This is a genomic window from Streptomyces sp. NPDC006544, from assembly GCF_040611715.1.
Taxonomy (GTDB): Bacteria; Actinomycetota; Actinomycetes; order Streptomycetales; family Streptomycetaceae; genus Streptomyces.
Genome location: NZ_JBEXOV010000048.1, coordinates 38,966 through 58,039, shown reverse-complemented (window position 1 = coordinate 58,039; position 19,074 = coordinate 38,966). Strand labels below are relative to the sequence as shown.

The window sequence follows — 19,074 nt, the reverse complement described above, 5'->3', positions numbered from 1 at the left end:
GCCGCCGCGGGGGCCAGGCCCGGCCCCCGCGGCGGACCGACCCGCGGGCCCGAACCGGCGGCGCTACCGAACGTGTTCGGCCGAATACCCCGACCGCTCCCCCACAGGTCAGCCACCCGGCCACCACTGCGGTCTGCGGTCATGCGTGCGCACTGGGTGACGAGAAGTAGGGGTGCGAACGGGCGTTCCGCTTCCGCATGGGCAAGACTCCCGTCCGTTATCCGGCACGACGACGCGAGGAGTGTTCGACATGCGGTCCATCACCAGGAGTCTGGGGCTTTCGTCCGCGGCCATGGGGCTCGCCGCCCTCACCGCCCTGGCCGGCTCCGGCGCGGCCGGAGCCGCGCCGTCCGGCACCGATTCGCTCTACGCCCCCTCCGCGCTCGTCCTGAGCGTCACGGACGGCGTCGACGCCACGAGCGGTACGGTGCTGCGCGCGGTCACCCTGGTCTGCGCGCCCCGGGCCGGCGGTACGCACCCGGCCACCGCCGCCGCCTGTACCGAGTTACGGGCCAACGGCCCCGAACTGGACGCCCTGGCCCGACCCCGCCCGGACGCGGCGTGCACCCGCGAGTGGTCGCCCGTGACGGTCACGGCCGACGGGGTGTGGCAGGGCCGGCGCCTGAGCTACTCCTACACCTATGCCAACGCGTGCGGGCTGCGGAACAGCACCGGCGTGCTGTTCGGCTTCTGACCGGCCACCCCGACCGGCCCGGGCACACGGGCCGCGCCGACCGGCGGCGCCGCGCCGACGGGCCTCGCCGACCGGCGGCCCGGCCCCGGCAGCCCCGCCCCGTCAGCCGAGTTCGAGGCTCGTCACGCCGTAGAGGCCGGTCAGATCGACGTCCGGCTGCCGGCCGGTGTACATCCGGGCGGCCTCGAAGGCGGGGGTCAGGCCCAGACGCGCCGCCAGGGCCGTGGCGCGGGGGTGGGCGTCGGGTACGTCCACGGCGACCACCCCGTCCGGGGCGTGCTCGGCGAGCCGGAGCAGCAGGACCTCGGCCACCCCGGGAGAGGCCGCGTAGAGCGGCCCGATCCGCGAGGCGCCGCTGCACGGCCGGATCACGCCGAAACCCTCGATCCGGCCGTCCCGGACGGCGGCGAGGCCGGTCCGGCCCGGCAGCCCGACCCAGGCGGCCAGGAAGGCGTCACGGGGCGCCGGGAAGAACTTCCGGTCGTAGGCGGCGAGTTGCGCGAAGGGCAGGGTACCCGCGTCCACGATCTCCAGCCGTGTCCCCGCACCGGACACGGCCCCCTCCGACGGATCGGCGCAGGCGCGCGGGACCCCTTCGTGGCGGACGTTGTTCCAGGCCGGACGGAAGCCGGACGTGCGGTAGTTGTCCTGCTGCTCGATCACTCCGTCCAGCCCCACGAGCCGCCCGTCGAGCCGTTCCATGCCGGCCTTCCACAGCTGGATCCCGTAGCCCCGGCCGCGCACCTCGGGGCGGGCGATGTAGAAGCCGATGAAGCCGAAGGCCGCCCCGTACCGCACCGCCGAGATGCACGCGACGGGCTCCCCGCCGAGCCGGCCGACGAGGAAGCCGCCGGGGTCGGCGACGGAGAACGCGAACCGGTCGGAGTCCCCCGGGTTCCAGCCCTCCTCGTCGGCCCAGTCCCGGATCATCGCCATGTCGGCGGCGCTCGCGCCGTTGATCTCGAATCCCGTCATGTCCGGTGTTGTACCAGATGCGAAGGGGCGGCGCAGCCGGGCCTGTTCAGCCGTCGGACGGCCGCCCGCCAGTTGTCAGGAAGCCGTCAGGAGGCCGGCGAACGAGCTGAGGTCGGCCCCCCTGTGCAGGTCGCTCACCTGCCCGTCGCCCACTTCGACCACCCGCCAGACCCCGTCCGCCCGTAGCGCGAGGTCGGTGGTGACGAAGGGACAGTCCAGCGCCCCGACTGCGGCGCGCACGGCGACGAGATCCGGCGTCGCGACCGCCTCGTACGGGCTGTCGGGGTGGGCGGTCAGCAGCCGGGGCTCGCCGTCGCGCCACCAGACCCGTACCTCGGCGGCCGTGTCCGCGGCGGCGGTGAAGTGCTCGAAGGCGCGCAGGACCACCCCGCCCGCGAGGTCGTCGCCCTGGAGCTCCACGAAGCGGCTCACCACCCGCTGGACGGCGGCCCGGTCGGTGAGGTCGGGGAGATGGCAGGCCTCGGCCCACTGGTGTTTGCGGGACTTGACGTAGTCCTTGACGATGCCGGACCTGGACGGCAGGGCCCCGGCCAGTTCCGCGAGGCGGGCCGAGTCCGGGGCCCTGCCGGGGGCTACGGGCAGCCAGCCGCTGGCCGGGGTCAGCTCGGCGAAGGGCCCGTACCAGCCGGGGAGTTCGTGGGCGCGGCGGTAGGCCTGCGGGCTCACGCGCAGTGCGCCGCCGCGCTCGCGCAGGGCGGCGTCGAGGTCCGCGTACCGCTCGGCCGGGACCATCCAGCCGCGGTACCAGAGGGCCCCCGCCCCGGCAGGCACCCGGGCCACCGCCCGGTCCGCGTCCCCGGCGAGCAGCGCGCCGTGGTCGACGAGCGCGACGGCGGCCCCGTGGGCGCGCAGTGCGCGGGCCTCCCCCGCGAAATGGGCGTCGACACGGCGCTCGTCCAGCGGATCGGCGCAGTACAGGACGGTGGTCGGCATGCCGTCACCCTACGGAGCTCCGCGCGGGGACGTCCCGCGCTTTTCGGCGCGCGTCCCGCGGGCGCCGGCGCTCGCCCGCCGTGCGCGGACGGTCCGCGGCGCGGATTAAATGGGATCGCGCCGGTGGACGCCGCTCCCTAAGGTCGCCGTATGGGAAAGCCGCTCGTAGCAGTGTTCAGTGGGGCCGGAATGTCCACCGATTCCGGCATTCCGGACTATCGGGGGCCCCAGGGGCTGTGGCGGCGCGAGCCCGACGCCGAGAAGCTCGTGACGTACGCGTACTACATGGCCGATCCGGAGGTCCGTCGGCGGTCCTGGCTGATGCGGGCGGAGATCGGCGCGCTCGGCCCGCGACCGAATGCCGCGCACCTGGCCGTGGCCGAGCTGGAACGCGGCGGCACCCCGGTACGGGTGATCACACAGAACGTGGACGGGCTGCACCAGCTCGCCGGGATGCCCTCCCGCAAGGTCTTCGAACTGCACGGCACGGCGCGGGCGGTGGTGTGCACGGCCTGTCACGCCCGGTCGGCGATGGACGCGGCACTGGCCCGGGTCGCCGCCGGGGAGCCGGACCCCGCCTGCCTCGCGTGCGGCGGGATCCTCAAAGCGGCGACCGTGATGTTCGGTGAGCGGCTGGACCCCGAGGTGCTGGCGGCGGCCGTCGCCGTGGCCAAGGGGTGCCAGGTCTTCGTCGCCGTCGGGTCGACGCTCCAAGTGCAGCCCGCGGCCTCGCTGGCCGGGATGGCCGCGGAGGCGGGGGCCCGTCTGATCATCGTGAACGCGCAGGAGACCCCGTACGACTCCCTCGCCGACGAGGTGATCCGCGAGCCGATCGGCACCGCCCTGCCGACGCTGCTCCGGCGGATCGCCGGCACGCGGACCGGCGCCTGAGCCGGCCCCGAACCCCGGGAAGCCGCTACGCCGCGTCCGCCGCCCGCCGCATCTCGGCCACGTCGAGCTTCTTCATCTTCATCATGGCGGCGGTCGCGCGCGCGGCCCGCTGCGGGTCGGGGTCGGCGATCAGGTCGATGGCCCCGGCCGGGATGACCTGCCAGGACACGCCGAACTTGTCCTTGACCCACCCGCAGGCGGATTCCTCGCCGCCGTCGCCCGACAGCGTGTCGTAGTAGTAGTCCGCCTCCGCGTCGTCGGCGCAGTGGATCTGGAAGGAGATCGCCTCGCTGAAGTGGAACGCGGGGCCGCCGTTGAGGCCGACGAACTTCTGACCGTTGATCTCGAACTCGACGACCAGGACCTCACCCGCCGGGCCCGGCCCCGCCTCGGTGTAGCGGCCGACGCGGCCGAGCTTGCCGTCCTTGAAGACGGACAGGTAGTAGTCGGCGGCGGCTTCGGCGTTGCCGTCGAACCACAGGCACGTGGTGAAACCGTTGTTGCTCATGACTGCCTCCGGAGTGCGCGTAGGGGAACGGACCGGTAGCGGAATCGTCCCGCACATACAGACCGGCCCCGGCCCCGAAACTCATCGGTGGGGCCGGGGCCGGTCCGTTCCGGGCCGTTTCCGGTCCGGATCGCACTCCTGGGGACTACCTGCCGAGCATGCGGTCGACGATCCGCTCCGCGGCGCGGCCGTCGTCCAGGTCGCAGAACTCCGCCCGGAACTCCGCGCGGGCCCGTGCGTACCGCTCACCCACCGCGTCCGCGTCGCGCACGGCTTCGATCAGGCTCGCCGAGTCCCGCAGCAGCGGGCCGGGGGCCTTCTTCTCGAAGTCGAAGGTGAAGCCGCGCAGCGTGTCCCGGTAGTGCTCCAGGTCGTAGGTGAAGAGCAGGATCGGCTTGTCGGTGTGCGCGTAGTCGAAGATCGCGGAGGAGTAGTCCGAGATCAGTACGTCGGCGACGAGCAGCAGGTCGGTCGGGTCGGCCCAGCGCGACACGTCCCTGACGAAACCGTCGCGGACTCCGTCACGGACCTGCTCGTTGACCTTGTGGTGACCGCGGACGAGCAGGACGTGGTCCTCGCCGAGCTCGCGCCGGGCCGCGTCGATGTCGATCTGCAGGTCGAGCCGGTAGCCGGCGGCGAGCGACCAGCCGAGGCGGTTCTCCCGCCACGTGGGCATGTACAGGACGACCTTCTTGCCTTCCGGCAGGTCGAGCCGGCGGCGGATCTCCGCGACCCGCTCCGCGTCGGGCTTCAGCAGCGCGTCCGTGCGCGCACTGCCGGATTCGACGACCTCGCCGTCGTAGCCGAGGGCCCGCTTGAGGACCGGCGTCGCGTACGAGCCCGGGGAGGCGAGCAGCGACCACTGGGCGCTGTCGTGCTCCAGCGCCTCCAGCACCTCGGGGCTGGTGTAGTAGTCGTGCATGAAGTCGTGGCCGATCTGCTTCAGCGGCGTACCGTGCCACGTCTGCACGACGGTCTGGCCGGGACGGCGCCGGAAGGCGAGCGGCACGCTGTCGTTGACCACGTAGTACCGGGCTCGCGCGAGCAGGTCCCAGGACTCCAGGCTGTCGTACTGGACCGCGCGGGCGGTCGGGGGTACCTCCGCGCGGCCGTCGCGCACGAGCCAGACGTGCTCGAGCTTCTCGCCGCGCCGCAGGAGCTCCTCGTGGATGGCGCGGGGCGAGTCGCCGGCGCCGTTGCCCTGGAAGGAGTCGTAGACGACGACGTCCTTGAGCGGCAGGGCGCTCTGCGCCGGGTAGGTCACGTCGCGGGCGACGCGCTGCGCGTAGCGCGAGCGGTCGTGCGGGCTGATCAGCGGGTCGGCGACCAGCACCAGGCGGTCGTAGAGCCGTGCCTCGACCCGTATGCGACGGCCCAGCGCCGTGACGGCCTGGGGTCCCGCGTGCAGGGCGGTGGGTGCGAACTGCACGGGGGCGCCGCGGTCGACGCCGAGCAGGCCCGCGGTGACCCCGCCGCGGGAGACCGGGCGCATCGTGGGCCACCAGCGGCCCTGCGGGAGCGGGGTGTGCCCCGCGTAGGCCTCCGGGAGCACCGGCTCGAAGGTGGCTTCGAAGAGGTCGCCGTCGCGGGTGACGGGGTAGCTGAACTCCACGCCGTGCGAGTCGTGCAGGACCAGCTCGCAGGGCTCGTCCTCGGGTGCGACGTACCGGCCCCGGAGGGTCAGTGTGCCGTCCTTGGCCTCGATCGTGTCCACCAGCGGCGGCGAGGACTGCACGGAGAGGGTGAGGTGTCCGGTGTTGCCGCGCTTGGCGAAGAGGAAGCGGTCGCGCTCGTCGCCGGGCAGGGGCACGACGAGGCCGGCGAAACCGGCGCGCTCGTCGTGGGCCAGCCGGTGCTCGGCCCCGTCGGCGCCGAGCACGGACAGGCTCCACGGCTCGGGGGTCCACTCGCCGGGCTGGCCGGGGGCGTCCGGGACGGCGGCCAGTGCGGCCAGCGGGACGTGCGCGGTGAACGGGATCCGGCCGCCCGCGACGGCGGCGGCCGTCTCCAGCGGGAAGGTGAGCACGGCCCCGGTGGAGACGTGCTCCGCGCGCAGGGTACCGCTGCCGACCTCGGCGGCGAGTTCGCCCGTCACCTCGACGGCGTCGTCACCGGACGCGCGGACGTCCAGGGCGCGTGCGCGGACGATCTCGATCTGGATGGTGAGGGCGCCGACGGTGTTCGGGACGACCCGGACGTCGGGGGCGACCCAGTGCGCGGGCGGGTTCTGGCCGCTGTCGTGCTCGCCGCCGCGGAGCCGGGAGCGGTGCAGGCCGCCGGCGCCGGTGACGGCCACGGAGGTGGTCCACACGCCGTCGCTCCACTTGCCGCCCGTCTGGAAGGCGGTGGGGTCGACGACGGCGGTGAAGCCGGCCCAGTCGGCGTGGCGCAGGGCCAGGTGCGGGGAGTTCACGGTGGCCATCGGGGAGGCGACCGTACGGGTCCCGACGACGGTCCGGCGGCGCTTGCCGCTCTCGCGGAAGATCAGCGCCTTGCGCGAACCGAGGCGGCTCTCGGCGCCGAGGTGGCCGGGCAGCGCGTAACCGCGCAGCAGGAGCTTGCCGTCGGTCCACTGGGCCTGCTCCAGGCGGCTGACGACGCGGCGCTCGCGCGGGCCGAGGGTGAGGACCTTGCTCGGGACGGGTGCCTTGAGGAAGGGGTAGTCGGCCTGCGGGCGGGCCAGCCCCTTGACCGGCACGCTGTACGTGAAGTCCTTCTGGTGCTGGAGGAGGCCGATGAACTCCTCGATCCGGCCCTCGCCGGCGAGGTACGCCTTGAGCCGGTCGGCCACCGTGAGGTCGGGCCACGGCCCGGTGCCGATCTCCCGGACGAGTGCGCCGACCTCCTTGGAGAAGGCGGCCCGGAAGTCGGCGCCGGCCTCCGGTACGTACTTGTAGATGAGCGGGAGTTCCTCGCTCAGCACGTTGCGGTCGTATTCGCGCAGGTAGCGGGTGTACGGGGCACCCTGCTTGGCCTGGAGCGCCTCGCGCACCAGGCGCACGGAGGCCACCCGGTCGATGACCGACACCGGGTCGGTGGAGCGCTGGGTGATGGAGCGTTCGCCGGTCTCGCGGACGCGCCAGTGGTAGACGCATTCGGCGAGGATGTCGACGCTCTTGGCGAAGTAGTGCGCGGGGATGCTGACGGGGGCGTCCTCGTAGAGGATGCCCTCCGGGTACTGGAATCCGTGCTCGTCCCAGAAGCTGCGCCGGTAGACCTTGTTCCACGCGGTGCGGTCGGTGACCAGCGCCGGGAACTTGGAGATGTGGGTCTTCAGCTTGGTGGTCGCGAAGGCGGCGCGGTGGCCCCAGGACTGCGACATGCCGACGGAGCGGAAGCGCTTGACGTTGCCCGCGGCGAAGTCGGAGCCGGTCTCGTCGAGGGCGTCGATCAGCCGCTGGTAGGCGTAGTCCGGCATGGTGTCGTCGCTGTCGACGAAGGCCAGGTACTCCGTGCCCGGGGTGATGTGGCGGGCTCCGACGTTGCGGGCGGCGCCGAGTCCGGCGTTCTCCTGGAGGACCACGCGGAAGCGCGCGTCACGGTCCGCGAACGCCTGCGCCATGGCCGCACTGTCATCAGTGGATCCGTCGTCGACGAGCACGACTTCGAAGTCGTCGAATGTCTGCGCTGCGATGGACTCCAGGCACTCGTCGAGATAGAGCTCGACGTTGTAGACGGGGACGACAATACTGAGGCGCGGGGGCATGGGCGGCGAGTTCTCCAGCGTCTTTACCTGTTGATGATCAGCTGATTACAGCATCTTACTCCGTAGCGAGATGATGAAATTCAGTCGTCTCGGACATACGGGAGAAGCCGCCGGGCGGGCGGCAATGAGTTCAGCCGCCCGCCACCTCGCCGCCACCGGATCAGACTTCGAGTTCCGCCTCGATCTTCCTCAGCTGGTGCCGGGCCATCGCGAGGTTGGCCCGTCCCTTGTCCAGCGCGAGGTAGAGGAAGAGTCCCGAGCCGCCCCGGCCCTTCAGCAGCCGGATCAGGTGGTACTGGCTGCCGAGGGTGATCAGGATGTCCTCGATGTCGTCGCTGAGCTTGAGCATCTCCATCGTGCGGAGTTTGGCGCGGACCACGTCGGTGTTGCCGGCCGCGGCGACCGTGAGGTCCAGGTCCTTGCCGCCGCCGATGGTTCCGAGGGCCATGCCGCTGCTGTAGTCCACCAGAGCGGCGCCGAGCACGCCCTCGATGCTGGTGGTGGCTTCCTTGAGTGCGGTCTCCACGTTGGACACGGTTCATTCCTCTTTCTTGTTCGGCTGTCCTGGAATTCGGTCGGTACGGATGTACGTGGTCGGGGGCGCCCGGCGGCGCGGCGGCCCGCGCGGGAGGCGCGGAGGGTCCGGCTCCTAGAGGATCCGGCGGGCGAGGCCGTGGGCGAGCAGCTCGGCTATCCGCAGGCTGGAGCGCCGGGCCTCCAGGTGGAGGCGGCCCACGTTGACGCGCTGCTCGGCCATCAGGGTGAGGACCGCCGCTTCGCCCGCCGCGTAGGTGGCTACGTAGCCGTTCTCCCCGCGCACGAGCAGCTCGCGGAAGCCGCCCTGGCCGGTGCAGTCGCTGAGCCGCTGGGCCACCCCGAGGGCTGCCGCCGTCAGGGCGGCGACGGACTCGGCCTCGGCGGAGGCGCTGTCCTGGGCCAGCACCATGCCGTCGGCGCTGGCGGCGAGGGCGCCGGTGAGCTGGGGGACGCGGGACCGCAGCCGCCGGAGCTCGGCGAGTATCTCGGCCTCCGCTTCGGCGGGCACCGTACTCATGTCGGCCTTTCTCCTTTCGGGCTGCCGACGCTCGGAGCGGTCGGCGCGCAGGACCGGTCGCAGCGGGAGCCTCACAGGCTTGCCTCCAGTGCGTCGCGCAACCGGCGCAGCAGGGCCACGTCCGGGGACTGCGTCTGCGCCATCCAGTCGGGCAGGGGGGTGTCGGAGGCGGGTTCCGGCTCCGCCGCCGGCGCGTAGGGGGTCTCGACGAGCCCGGCCGCGGCCAGGCGCCGCACGTCGAGCAGGGTGTGGAACGCCGGCCGGCCCAGTACCCACGCGAGGTGGGCGGGTGTCCGTACGCCGTCGGCGCGGGCGAGCAGGATCCGCTGCCGGGCGGTGACGGTCTGGCCGGGGGCCGCGGCCCGGGGCACGACCGGGGAGGTGTCCAGCAGCGGGTAGGGCCAGACCGCGTCGAGCAGTTCCCGCCGCCTCCGGGTCTCCCGCTCGACGGCGGCGGCCGGTACGGAGCGGACGGTGCCTATCCAGTGGGTGGCACCGCGGCGGAAGCGGGAGGGGCCGCTGCCCGGGGAGAGCGCGAAGAAGGCGGCGTCGAAGATCGCGGCGAGGTGGCAGATCTCCAGCTCGCCGCCCGCCATGCCGCCGCTGTCGACGAGGAAGCGGGCGACCTGGCGGCGGGCGCCGGCCTGGTTCACCGCCTCGTTCCAGCGCTCCGGGGCGAGGCCGCCTCCGGTGGTGAGCAGGACGTCGAGACCGGGGGTGGCCGGGCTCTCCGCGTGGACGACGCGGCCGTTCTCCAGGAAGAGGGTGCCGCGCTCGCGGAGCAGGGCGCCGGTGGCTCGCTCGGCGGCGAGCCGGGTGAGTAAGGGCGAGACGGCGGCCGCCGGCGCCGGGAGAACGTGTGCGGTCATTTGAGCACCAGCCCCTCGGCGAGGGCGCGGAGTCTGTGCCGGGCGAGGGCGAGGTTGCCCTCGACCCGGTCGAGCCACAGGTGCAGGAAGACGCTGCTGTCGAAGCTGGTTTCGACGAAGCGGAGCACGTGGTAACCGGTGCGGGTGGTGACGATCAGGTCCTCCACCGGCAGTCCCCCCGCCGGGTCCCCGGAGCCGGCCGGTGGTTCCGCCTGGGCGAAGGACTCGTACTCGGCGGCGGCCCGCGCCAGTTCGGCGGTCTCGGCGGCAGTGGTCTCGTGGTCTCCGACCGGCGAGTCCCCTGCGGTGCCGAGGGCCAGGCCACTGCTCCAGTCGACCAGTGCGGCCCCTCTCGCTCCAGGCAGGGCCATGGCTTCGAGCAGGCATTCGTCGATCCCGGGCACGCGGGCTCCCCTCCCGGCCGGACCGGGCGTGGTGCACGGTCGTACGGCGCGACAGGAGGGAACTTACTCAACTTCCACAGGCCGAAAGGGCGTTCTGGCATTTTCCGCTGGAACATGCGCGGTAGCACGTGACAGCTTGGCCGGAACCCATCGGAATTTGATCATTCAGTGGTGATCATGGGATTACGGCGTCTGCGTGAACGGCGCGTCAAGAAGCGAGCGGAAGACCGTGCGCGAGCCGGAATGCGCCGCCCTCGCGCTGTACGTAGCCCTCATGGCTGAGGGTGCGGAGCAGGTGGTAAACGGTGGGCAGGGGAATGCCGGTGATCCGGGCGAGCCTCTTGGCGGTCACCCCGCCTTCCGCGTGCATCGCCTCCACGAGGCGCAACGCCCGCTGGACGGAGCCGATGAGGGTGGGCGCGGGGGTGGTGGGGGTGATGCCGTCGTCCGCGCCGTCCGCGCCGTCCGCGCTGTCCTTCTGGCCGTGGTCGCTGTCCCTCTGGCTGCGGTCGCTGTCCATGGGTGGTCCCCCTGCTCCGGTGACGAGGCCTGGCGAACCCATCAAAGTCGCTCACCGGCCGCAAAACCAGCGGACGCGCGTAAACCTGAGCATAAGATCAACCTCCGCCACCGGGCCCCGGACCCGCTCTCCCGGGCCGAGGACCGCCATGCCGTACCGGCCGCCGGGGGTCGCGCCGGCCCCCTTATCCTGCGCGGACCGGGGATCACAGCAGGTCCGCGGTGGGGAGGGATCGGTGAACGTGGAAACCATCGGGGAATCCGTAGGGAGATCCAGCGGGGAGGAGGACGCACCGGAGGTGCGGCCGTGCCCGGAGTGCGGGACCGCCGTCACCGTGCACACGCGGTACGTCCGCTGGTGCCCGGAATGCGAATGGAACGTGGATCCGGGTGCTCCGGAACCGGACCGGGGCCGCATCGAGACGGTCCGCCGACGCCTGGCCCGAGCGCACGGGGAGCAGCTGGCGGCCGAGATCGGGCGGCCGGGCACCGGGGGCGGGGCCGGACCGGCCGCGCTGGACCTCTCGACGGTCCTGGCCTTCGGGATCTCGGCTCTGGTGCACGCGGTCACCGTGGGGCTGGTGGTGGTCGCGGGGCTGTTGATCATCGGCGGGTGGTCCACGGGAATCCAGCCCGTGCTCGGCGCGCTGGTCCTGGTGATCGTGGCCACGCTGCTTCCCCGGCCGACCCGGCTGCCGAAGCACGCTCCGGTGCTGTACCGGGCGGACGCGCCCCGGCTGTTCGAGCTGATCGACGAGGTCGGGGCGGCCGTCGGGACGTCCGGGGTGCACGCCGTGGTGGTGGAACCCGTCGCCAACGCGGCGGTCACCGCCTACGGCTTCCGGAACCGGCGCGTCATGCATCTGGGGCTCGGGCTCTGGGAGATCCTCTCGCCGCAGGAGCGCGTGGCCCTGCTGGGGCACGAACTCGGGCACTTCGCGAACGGTGACATCCGTTCCACGCGCCTCACCGGCGAGGCGCTGCACGCGCTGCAGCGCTGGCACCACCTGCTGACCCCGGCGGCCCTGCCGTCCCTGGTGAGCTGGTGGCGCCATGCGTCGGAGCAGTTCCTGCACCTCGTGACGTTCCTGCCGCGCTCGACGGTCTACGGAGTGATCCACCTGCTCGACGGGCTGACGATGAGGGCCTCCCAGCGGGCGGAGTACCGGGCCGACACCGGCGCCGCCCGCGCCGGTTCCACGGAGGCGGCCGCCGCGCTGATGGACCGGCTGCTCCTCTGCGGGTCGGTGGAGCCGCACCTGCGGCGCGAGTCGGTGGCGGCGCAGATGCGCGGCGGCGCCGAGGGGCGCGCGGCGCGCGATGCCGCCGAGCAGGGGCTGTGGGAAGGGCTGCGCGCACGGACGGTGTCCGTCCCCGAGAGCGAGTACGAACGGCTGCGCCGGGTCTCCGTCCGGCGGGGGCACAGCGTCGACGACACCCACCCGCCGACCCACCTCCGCCGCCGGTGCCTGACGTCGGCCGGCGCGCTGCCGGCCCGGGTGGTGTGCGACGCCTCCCGTACGGAGGCGGTCGCGGCCGAGCTGGCTCCGGTCCGCGCCGAGCTGGCTCGCCTGGTGATCCGGGACTACGCGCGCTGAGCCGGGGCCCGGCCCCTTCCTTCCGCACCCCGCGCCTCGTACCGCCGCACCGCAGTGCCGCAGTCCCGCCGCACCGCTACTGCGTACAGGTCACGAAGGCCGGGAGCCGGGCCTCCTCCACGAGCCGGCGCGGCAAGGACAGGCCGAAGCGCTGCTCCAGCACCGCGAGGGTGAGCCGGTCGCGGTCCTCGTCCGGTTCGTCCTCGGGGCGGGCGTAGCCGCCGTCCGGGGTGAGGATCCTCGCCCCGGCCAGCTCCGGCAGCAGGAAGTCGGGCCGGTGGCCGCCCCGCCAGTACTCCTCGCCGAGGCCGAAGCAGCAGACCAGCTCCCCGTCCCGGGCGTACGCGAACTGCTTGGGCGGGTGGTCCGGCTGCGGGTCGAGGTGGACGGCCTCCACTCCGGAGCGGGACACCTCGGCGAGCCGCTGCGCCCCGGCCGGTATGCCGTGCTCGACGGCGAAGGACCAGCCGCCCCAGCTGCCGACCCGGGCCACCCCGTCGCCGTCCACCGTCTCGGTGACCATGCTCCAGGCGTCCAGGGCGCCCAGCGGCCCGGGCCGGATGCCGGGCAGCGCGCCGAGCCGCGCCGCCAGTTCCCCGGGCCCGATGCCCCGGGCGAAGGTGAGGCTGACGTACCACGCGTCCCAGTCGGCCAGCCACTGGATGCCGCTGCCGCCGGCTTCGCCGGCGCCGCCGTCGCCGTCCCGGACGCCGTTCCCGCTGGTGTCCGCCATCTCCACGGTCGCCTCCCGTGCCGCGTGCCGGTACTGCCGTCGCTCCCCCACGGGCACGATAGTCAGTCGGCGGGGCGCTCCGGGAGGAGGCGCTCGACCATCGTGCCGATGAGCCCCTCCACCGGGTAGGGGGCCAGCAGGCCGGGCGCGGTCAGGTCGTCCACGATCAGTCCCAGCATGGCCAGGTACAGCAGCACCACGCCCTGCCGGTCCCCGGGCAGCCCCGCCTCCAGGTGCCGGGCGACGTTCGCCTCCAGCTCGGCGCCCTGGAACCCCGCCAGTTCCTCCTGCAGTTCGGGCCGCCGGGTGGCCTCCAGGCGCAGCTCCAGCATCGCGGTGTGGACGCTGCGCTCGCGGCGCATGCGCGCCAGGAGCCGGCCGAGCAGGACCTTCGTGTCGTGCGGTGCGGCCAGCTCCGCCGGGTCGGGGACGAGCCGCTCGCGGGTGCGGTGCAGGATCTGCACGAGCAGCTGGGCCCGGTTGCTGAAGTAGTTGGAGGAAGTGCCGGTCGGGACCCCCGCCTCCGCGTCGACGGCGCGCAGGGTCAGCCCCCGGGAGCCCTCGCGGGCGAGGACTTCGATGGCGGCGTCGAGGAGCGCGGCGCGGCGCTCCGGGTTCTGGCGCATGGGCGGATCCCTGACGGTGTGGACACGGTGCGCCCTCGGCGCGCAACGGTGCGGCGCGGGGCGTGCGGAGGCGTCACGGTATGACCGCCGCATATGCACTGCATGTGCAGTGCTTCGGACACGCTAGCGGACGCGGCTCCGTCGCGGCCCTCCCCACCGCCCCCTCCTCCGTGTCACGCTGCCCGTCATGGAGCGGATCATCGAGGAGATACGCGAGGACCTGAACCGCCGGCTCGCGGTGGCGGCGGAGCGGCTCGTCGACCGGACGCCGGCCGAGGAACCGGCCCCTGCCGCCCATGCCGCCCCGCTCGTCCACGCCGCCCCGCCCGGCCGGGCCGAGTTGCGCGACCGGGTCCACCGCGTGCTCCGTCAGGCCGTCGAGGGCCTCGTCCGCGGCTCCCGCGGCCTGCCGCCCGATCTCGCCGACGCCCGCGCCGACGGCGCGCTCCACGCGGGGCGGGGCCTGCCGCTCTCCTCCCTGCTGGACATCTACCGGATCTGCGGCCGGCTGGTGTGGCAGGCCCTGACCGAGGCCGTCACCGCCCACGACCGGGCGGCGCTGCCCCGGCTGCTGCCCGGGGCGCCCGCACTGTGGGAGGTGGTCGACGGGATGGCGGACGCGGCGGCCGAGTCGTACGGCCGGGCCGAGGCCGTGCGCGGCGACCGTGAGCGGGAGCTCGCCGCCGCCCTGCTCGACGCGCTGCTCGACGGCTCCGGTCCGGCCGGGGAGGCCGCCCGGTCGGCGGAGCGGCTCGGGCTGCCGGAGCGCGGCCGCTTCGCGGTGGTGGCCCTCGCATCCGGCGGTGGCGCCGGGTCCCGCACCGCGACCGGTCACATGACGGACCCGGTGGCGGGCGCCCCGCGCGTGCTGTGGAGGATCCGCGCCGCCGGCGAGAGCTGCCTCGTGGAGCTGGGACACCATCCGCTGGAATCCGTACGGGAGCTGCTCGCACCGCTCGGGGTGCGAGCCGGGGTGAGCCCGGTGGTGACGTCGCCGGCCGAGCTGGCCGGGGCGCACCGGCTGGCCGTCCTCGCCCTGCGCGCCGCCGTCGCGGAGGGCCCGCGCACCGCGCTGCTGGACGAGCGGCTGCCGGCCGCGCTGGTCGCGGCCGAGCCCGAACTGGCGGCCCGGCTGCGCCGGGTGGTGCTGGGTCCGGTCCTGGCGCTGGCGCCGGAGGACCGCCGGGTCCTGCTGAACACCCTGGGCACCTGGCTGGCCTGCCAGGGCTCGACGACGTCCGCCGCGCAGCGGCTGTACTGCCACCGCAACACCGTCTCCAACCGGCTGCGCCGACTGGAGCGGCTGACCGGCCGCTCCCTCGCGGATCCGGCCCATGTCGTGGAGCTGGCGCTGGCCCATGCGGCGATCGTCCAGCGTCCGGCTACCTCCCCCGCGCCTCCTGTCCCCCCGTCCGCGGGTCCTGCGTCCCCTCCTCCGGCCGCGCCGTCTTCGCGGACTCCAGCAGGAACGGTACGTCGATCACCGCGACCCCCGGCGTGAACAGCAGCCGTGCCTTGAGCCGCAGCGCGTTCTGGTTGTGCAGGGGCTGTTCCCACCAGTGCCCCACCACGTACTCGGGGATCACCACCGACAGCATGTCCGTCCCCTCGGCGGCCGCCCGTTCCTGAACGTGGGCGAGCACCGGTCCGATCACCTCCCGGTACGGGGAGTGCAGCACTTTCAGCGGGATTCCCGGGGCGTGTTCCGCCCAGGCGGCCCGCAGCCGGTTCGCTTCCTCCTCGTCCGCGGCCACCGAGAGCGCGGTGAGGGTGTCGGGCCGCAGCCCCATCGCGAAGCCGAGGGCCTTGAGCGTGGGCGCGTGCACGGCGGCCACCAGGACGACGACGTGGTGGCGGGCGGGCTTGCGCGGTGTGACCCCGGGGGCGACGGCGACCTCCCGGGCCACGGTGTCGTAGTGGCGGCGCACGGCCTTCATGCCGAGGAAGAGCAGGGGCATCGCGATGACGACGAGCCAGGCCCCGTGGGTGAACTTGGTGATCAGGACGATCACCAGGACCACGCAGGTCATGACGGCGCCGACGGCGTTGATGGCCCGCCGGCGGTGAATGTGGATCCGCTCCTCCCTCGGGGTCCCGGGCGAGGCGAGCTCCTGCTTCCAGTGCCGGACCATGCCCGCCTGCGAGAGGGTGAAGGAGACGAAGACGCCGATGATGTAGAGCTGGATGAGGCGGGTCAGCTCCGCGTCGAAGGCGACGATGAGCGCGATGGCGGCGAGCGCCAGCAGGACGACGCCGTTGGAGTAGACGAGCCGGTCGCCCCGGTTGAAGAGCTGGCGCGGTACGTAGCGGTCCTTGGCCAGGATCGAGGCCAGCATCGGGAAGCCGTTGAAGGCGGTGTTCGCGGCGAGGACCAGCACGCCGGCCGTCACGGCCTGGAGCACGTAGAAGAGGACGTCCCAGTCGCCGAAGGTGGCCCGGCCGATCTGGGCGAGCGCGGTGGACATCGGTGTTCCGGGGGCCAGGCCCAGTTCGGTCGGGTCGGCCGCGACGTGCACCTCGTACACCATGGCGAGAACGGTGATCCCGGCGAACATGGTGACGGCGAGGGCGCCCATCGCGGCGAGCGTGGTCGCCGCGTTCCTGCTCTTGGGCTTCTGGAAGGCGGGCACGCCGTTGCTGATGGCCTCGACGCCGGTCAGGGCCGTGCAGCCGGAGGCGAAGGCGCGCAGTGCGAGCAGCACCAGGGCGAGGCCCGCGTAGCTGCCGGCCGCGGTGATCGGCAGTTCGGAGGATTCGGCGCGGATGGTGTCGCCGGTCGCGAGGCGGAAGGCGGCCACGGCGAACATGAGGTAGATGACGAGCACGAAGCCGTAGGTCGGGATCGCGAAGATCCGTCCCGACTCCCGTACGCCGCGCAGGTTCATCAGGGTCAGGAGCACGACGAAGCCCACCGACATGGACACTTCGTGGTCGCTGAGGGAGGGGATGGCTGAGGTGATGGCGGAGACGCCGGAGACGACGGAGACCGCGACCGTCATGACGTAGTCCACGAGCAGGGCGCTCGCGGCGGTGAGGGCCGCGGTCGGGCCGAGGTTCACGGCGCTGACGACGTAGGCGCCGCCGCCGCCCGGGTAGGCGTGGCAGGTCTGCCGGTAGGAGGCGACGACGACGGTCAGCAGGAAGACGATGGCGGCGGCCGCGTACCAGGTGAGGTGGAGCAGGGCGACGCCGCCGAGGGCGAGGATCAGCAGGATCTCCTCGGTGGCGTAGGCCACCGAGGAGAGCGGGTCGCTGCAGAAGATGGGGAGCGCGAGCCGTTTGGGCAGCAGGGTCTCGCCCAGACGAGCGGTGTCGAGCGGTTCACCGACCAGCACGCGTTTCGCATTGATACGCCTCATCCAGGCATGATCGGCTACAACTGTGCGGATTCACCCCTTATAGGGCTTGTGTCACGGGGCCGCCCGCCTGCATTTTGGCCGCCGCGCTGTGGATCGCCTCACGGATGCGGAAATAGGTGCCGCAGCGGCAGATGTTGGCGATCGCGTCGATGTCCTCGTCGGTCGGCGTGCTCGTGCGCTTCAACAGGGCCACCGCCGCCATGATCTGGCCGGGCTGGCAGAAGCCGCACTGCGCGACGTCCTGTTCGAGCCAGGCCTCCTGCACCGGGTGCAGCTCGTCGCCGTTCGCCAGCCCCTCGATGGTGGTGACGGCCTTCCCCGCGCACGCGGAGACCGGGACCACGCACGGGCGGACGTCCACCCCGTCGAGGTGGCTGGTGCAGGCCTTGCAGACGTCCACGCCGCAGCCGTATTTCGGCCCGCGCACGCCCAGCATGTCGCGGAGCACCCACAGCAGGGGCAGATCGTCGGGGGCGTCCACGGTGACGCTCTGCCCGTTGACGGTGAAGGTGTGCGAGGGCACGGCTCGGCTCCTGAACTAGCGGGGGTAGGGGGTGAAGTCGACGTCGAAGTCGAGCGGGAAGCTACGCGGCTTCGTGCCCGTGGCCCGGGCGTAGGCGTTGGCGATGGCGCCCACCGCGGCCGGCACGCCCAGCTCGCCGGCTCCGCCCGGCTCGGTTCCGGTCGCCGGGAGCACGAAGACCCGTACCTCCCGCGGGGTGTCGCGCTGCCGCGCCCAGTGGAACTGGCTGTAACTGCCCTCCAGCGGAAGCCCCTTGTCCAGGTGCAGGCCGGCCTTGAGCGTGGTGGAGAGGGCATCGGTCAGGCCGCCGATCATCTGGGCCTCCAGACCGCGCGGGTTGACGGGCAGGCCCACGTCCACGGCGATGAAGGCCTTGGTGACGCGTATGTGCTCCGGGTCCCGGGTGTCGATCTCGACCAGGCACGCGGTCCTCGACTTGTACTCCTCGTGGAAGGCGATGCCCTGGGCGCACCCGGCGGGCAGGGCACGGCCCCAGTTCCCCTCCGTGGCCACCTTGTCGAGCACGGCGCGCTGCGCGGCCGTCTTCAGGAAGGTGCGGCGGAACCGGTACGGGTCCCTGCCCGTGGCGGCGGCCAGTTCGTCGACCACGATCTCCTCGGCGCCCCGGGTGTTCGCCGAGTACACCGAGCGCCAGGAGCCGGTCGGCACCCCGGTGGGGACTTCGGTGAGCACCTGGGTGGTGAGCCCGAAGTGGTAGGGGGACTTGACCGTCGTGAGGAACAGCGTCTGGGCGAGGGTGGCGTTGCCGATGCCGGGCGGCAGGCTCGCCGCCGTGGCGGTGATGATCTCGCCGAGGCCGTGGCGGAAGTCCGTCTCGGCGGCGGCGACCCGGTGTTCGAAGCTGAGCACCTCGCCGAGCAGGTGGGTCGCACGGATCTTGTGGTGGGTGGCGGGGCGCATCCGGCCGTGCCGGGTGTCGTCGACACGGGTCCACATCAGGCGGACCGGCCGGCGGCAGGCCTTGGAGATCCGGGCCGCCTCCAGGGCGGCGTCGAAGAAGAGCCGCCGCCCGAAGGAGCCGCCGGCCTGGACCACGTGCACGGTGACCTTGTCGAGCGGCAGGCCGAGGTCGGCGGCTATGGTCTCGCGGGCCACGATCGGGGACTTGAGCCCGGACCAGATCTCGGCGCGGTCCTCGCGCACGTCGGCGATCGCGGAGTTGGTCTCCATCGGCGCGTGGCTGACGAAGGCGAAGTCGAACTCGGCGTCCACGTGCGCGGTGAGCAGCGGCGGCACGAGCAGCGGGGCGGTGGCGGCACGCAGTGCGCTGCGCACGGCCGCGTCGGAGAGCTGGTCGGCGGGGCCGGGGCCCCAGGTGACCTGGAGCGCGGCCCTGGCGTCCAGGGCCTGGCCGAAGGTCTCGGCGACGACGGCCACACCGGTGGCGACGGTGACCACGTGCAGGACGCCCGGCATGGCCCTGACGGCCGCGAGGTTGGCCACGGAGCGGACGATCCCGCCGAGGGTGGGGGGGACGGCGGACCACGCAGGGCTTGGCCCCGGGGACCTCGAGGTCGAGGGTGTACCGCAGGGCGCCGGTGACCATCGCGCGGGCATCGATCCGGCGGGTGGGCGTGCCGACCAGGGCATGCCTCGCCGGCTGCTTGGGGCTCGCGCCGAGGACCACGAGGGCGGGGTCG

General features: G+C 73.1%; 17 protein-coding genes and 1 pseudogene. 4 read left to right on the top strand and 14 right to left on the bottom strand.

The features are described from left to right. The first annotated feature begins 250 nt into the window (after positions 1–250). Positions 251–694 carry a subtilase-type protease inhibitor gene (locus tag ABZY44_RS22195; protein WP_356656393.1) on the top strand — a complete coding sequence of 148 codons (444 nt, stop codon included), beginning with the start codon at positions 251–253 and terminating at the stop codon, positions 692–694. Positions 695–796: 102 nt separating this feature from the next. Here ABZY44_RS22195 and ABZY44_RS22190 read toward each other — a convergent pair whose 3' ends face one another. Further along, the gene (locus ABZY44_RS22190; protein ID WP_356656391.1) at positions 797–1,669 is read right to left on the bottom strand and encodes a GNAT family N-acetyltransferase; all 873 of its coding nucleotides are present in this window, start codon (positions 1,667–1,669) and stop codon (positions 797–799) included. Between the two features lie 75 nt (positions 1,670–1,744). Then, positions 1,745–2,623: an ATP-grasp domain-containing protein gene (locus ABZY44_RS22185; protein WP_356656389.1), complete on the bottom strand. Its 879-nt coding sequence runs from the start codon at positions 2,621–2,623 to the stop codon at positions 1,745–1,747. 150 nt (positions 2,624–2,773) lie between these two features. Here ABZY44_RS22185 and ABZY44_RS22180 point away from each other — a divergent pair, with 150 nt between their 5' ends. Further along, positions 2,774–3,514 (top strand): Sir2 family NAD-dependent protein deacetylase, encoded by a 741-nt coding sequence (locus ABZY44_RS22180; protein WP_356656387.1) that lies wholly within the window; start codon positions 2,774–2,776, stop codon positions 3,512–3,514. A 25-nt stretch (positions 3,515–3,539) separates the two neighbouring features. On the opposite strand, the gene ABZY44_RS22175 is transcribed toward ABZY44_RS22180, so the two are convergent. The 7 genes and pseudogenes from ABZY44_RS22175 to ABZY44_RS22145 all read right to left on the bottom strand — a co-directional run. Next, positions 3,540–4,022 (bottom strand): VOC family protein, encoded by a 483-nt coding sequence (locus ABZY44_RS22175; protein ID WP_356656385.1) that lies wholly within the window; start codon positions 4,020–4,022, stop codon positions 3,540–3,542. 145 nt (positions 4,023–4,167) lie between these two features. Beyond that, positions 4,168–7,728 carry a bifunctional glycosyltransferase family 2 protein/CDP-glycerol:glycerophosphate glycerophosphotransferase gene (locus ABZY44_RS22170; RefSeq protein ID WP_356656383.1) on the bottom strand — a complete coding sequence of 1,187 codons (3,561 nt, stop codon included), beginning with the start codon at positions 7,726–7,728 and terminating at the stop codon, positions 4,168–4,170. Between the two features lie 160 nt (positions 7,729–7,888). Then, complete coding sequence (locus tag ABZY44_RS22165; RefSeq protein WP_356656381.1) at positions 7,889–8,263, bottom strand: hypothetical protein; 375 nt, start codon at positions 8,261–8,263, stop codon at positions 7,889–7,891. A gap of 114 nt (positions 8,264–8,377) precedes the next feature. Then, a complete protein-coding gene (locus tag ABZY44_RS22160; protein ID WP_356656379.1) occupies positions 8,378–8,782 on the bottom strand; it encodes a roadblock/LC7 domain-containing protein in 405 nt (134 codons plus the stop codon). Positions 8,783–8,853: 71 nt separating this feature from the next. After that, a complete protein-coding gene (locus tag ABZY44_RS22155) occupies positions 8,854–9,651 on the bottom strand; it encodes a transcriptional regulator (protein WP_356656377.1) in 798 nt (265 codons plus the stop codon). Then, positions 9,648–10,055 (bottom strand): hypothetical protein, encoded by a 408-nt coding sequence (locus ABZY44_RS22150; protein WP_356656375.1) that lies wholly within the window; start codon positions 10,053–10,055, stop codon positions 9,648–9,650. The genes ABZY44_RS22155 and ABZY44_RS22150 overlap by 4 nt, the downstream gene beginning before the upstream one ends. A 241-nt stretch (positions 10,056–10,296) precedes the next feature. Continuing rightward, positions 10,297–10,494, bottom strand: a pseudogene (locus ABZY44_RS22145) (helix-turn-helix domain-containing protein); the annotation flags it as partial. Between the two features lie 316 nt (positions 10,495–10,810). Between ABZY44_RS22145 and ABZY44_RS22140 the strand changes: the two are divergent. Further along, positions 10,811–12,172 (top strand): M48 family metallopeptidase, encoded by a 1,362-nt coding sequence (locus ABZY44_RS22140; RefSeq protein WP_356656373.1) that lies wholly within the window; start codon positions 10,811–10,813, stop codon positions 12,170–12,172. A gap of 76 nt (positions 12,173–12,248) precedes the next feature. Here ABZY44_RS22140 and ABZY44_RS22135 read toward each other — a convergent pair whose 3' ends face one another. Further along, the gene (locus ABZY44_RS22135) at positions 12,249–12,956 is read right to left on the bottom strand and encodes a DUF6461 domain-containing protein (protein ID WP_356656371.1); all 708 of its coding nucleotides are present in this window, start codon (positions 12,954–12,956) and stop codon (positions 12,249–12,251) included. Positions 12,957–12,967: 11 nt separating this feature from the next. Next, the gene (locus ABZY44_RS22130) at positions 12,968–13,531 is read right to left on the bottom strand and encodes a TetR family transcriptional regulator (protein WP_356656369.1); all 564 of its coding nucleotides are present in this window, start codon (positions 13,529–13,531) and stop codon (positions 12,968–12,970) included. Between the two features lie 187 nt (positions 13,532–13,718). Here ABZY44_RS22130 and ABZY44_RS22125 point away from each other — a divergent pair, with 187 nt between their 5' ends. After that, positions 13,719–15,032, top strand: coding sequence for a helix-turn-helix domain-containing protein (locus ABZY44_RS22125; protein ID WP_356656367.1), 1,314 nt, complete (start codon positions 13,719–13,721; stop codon positions 15,030–15,032). Here ABZY44_RS22125 and ABZY44_RS22120 read toward each other — a convergent pair. Genes ABZY44_RS22120 through ABZY44_RS22110 form a run of 3 tightly spaced genes read right to left on the bottom strand, consistent with a single transcriptional unit; the run spans position 14,914 to position 18,877 of the window. Then, positions 14,914–16,890, bottom strand: coding sequence for an APC family permease (locus ABZY44_RS22120; RefSeq protein ID WP_356656365.1), 1,977 nt, complete (start codon positions 16,888–16,890; stop codon positions 14,914–14,916). The two genes, ABZY44_RS22125 and ABZY44_RS22120, sit on opposite strands and share 119 nt — an antisense overlap. Positions 16,891–16,927: 37 nt before the next feature. Beyond that, positions 16,928–17,413 carry a (2Fe-2S)-binding protein gene (locus tag ABZY44_RS22115; protein WP_356656363.1) on the bottom strand — a complete coding sequence of 162 codons (486 nt, stop codon included), beginning with the start codon at positions 17,411–17,413 and terminating at the stop codon, positions 16,928–16,930. Between the two features lie 15 nt (positions 17,414–17,428). After that, the gene (locus ABZY44_RS22110; protein ID WP_356656361.1) at positions 17,429–18,877 is read right to left on the bottom strand and encodes a molybdopterin cofactor-binding domain-containing protein; all 1,449 of its coding nucleotides are present in this window, start codon (positions 18,875–18,877) and stop codon (positions 17,429–17,431) included. Positions 18,878–19,074: the final 197 nt, after the last annotated feature.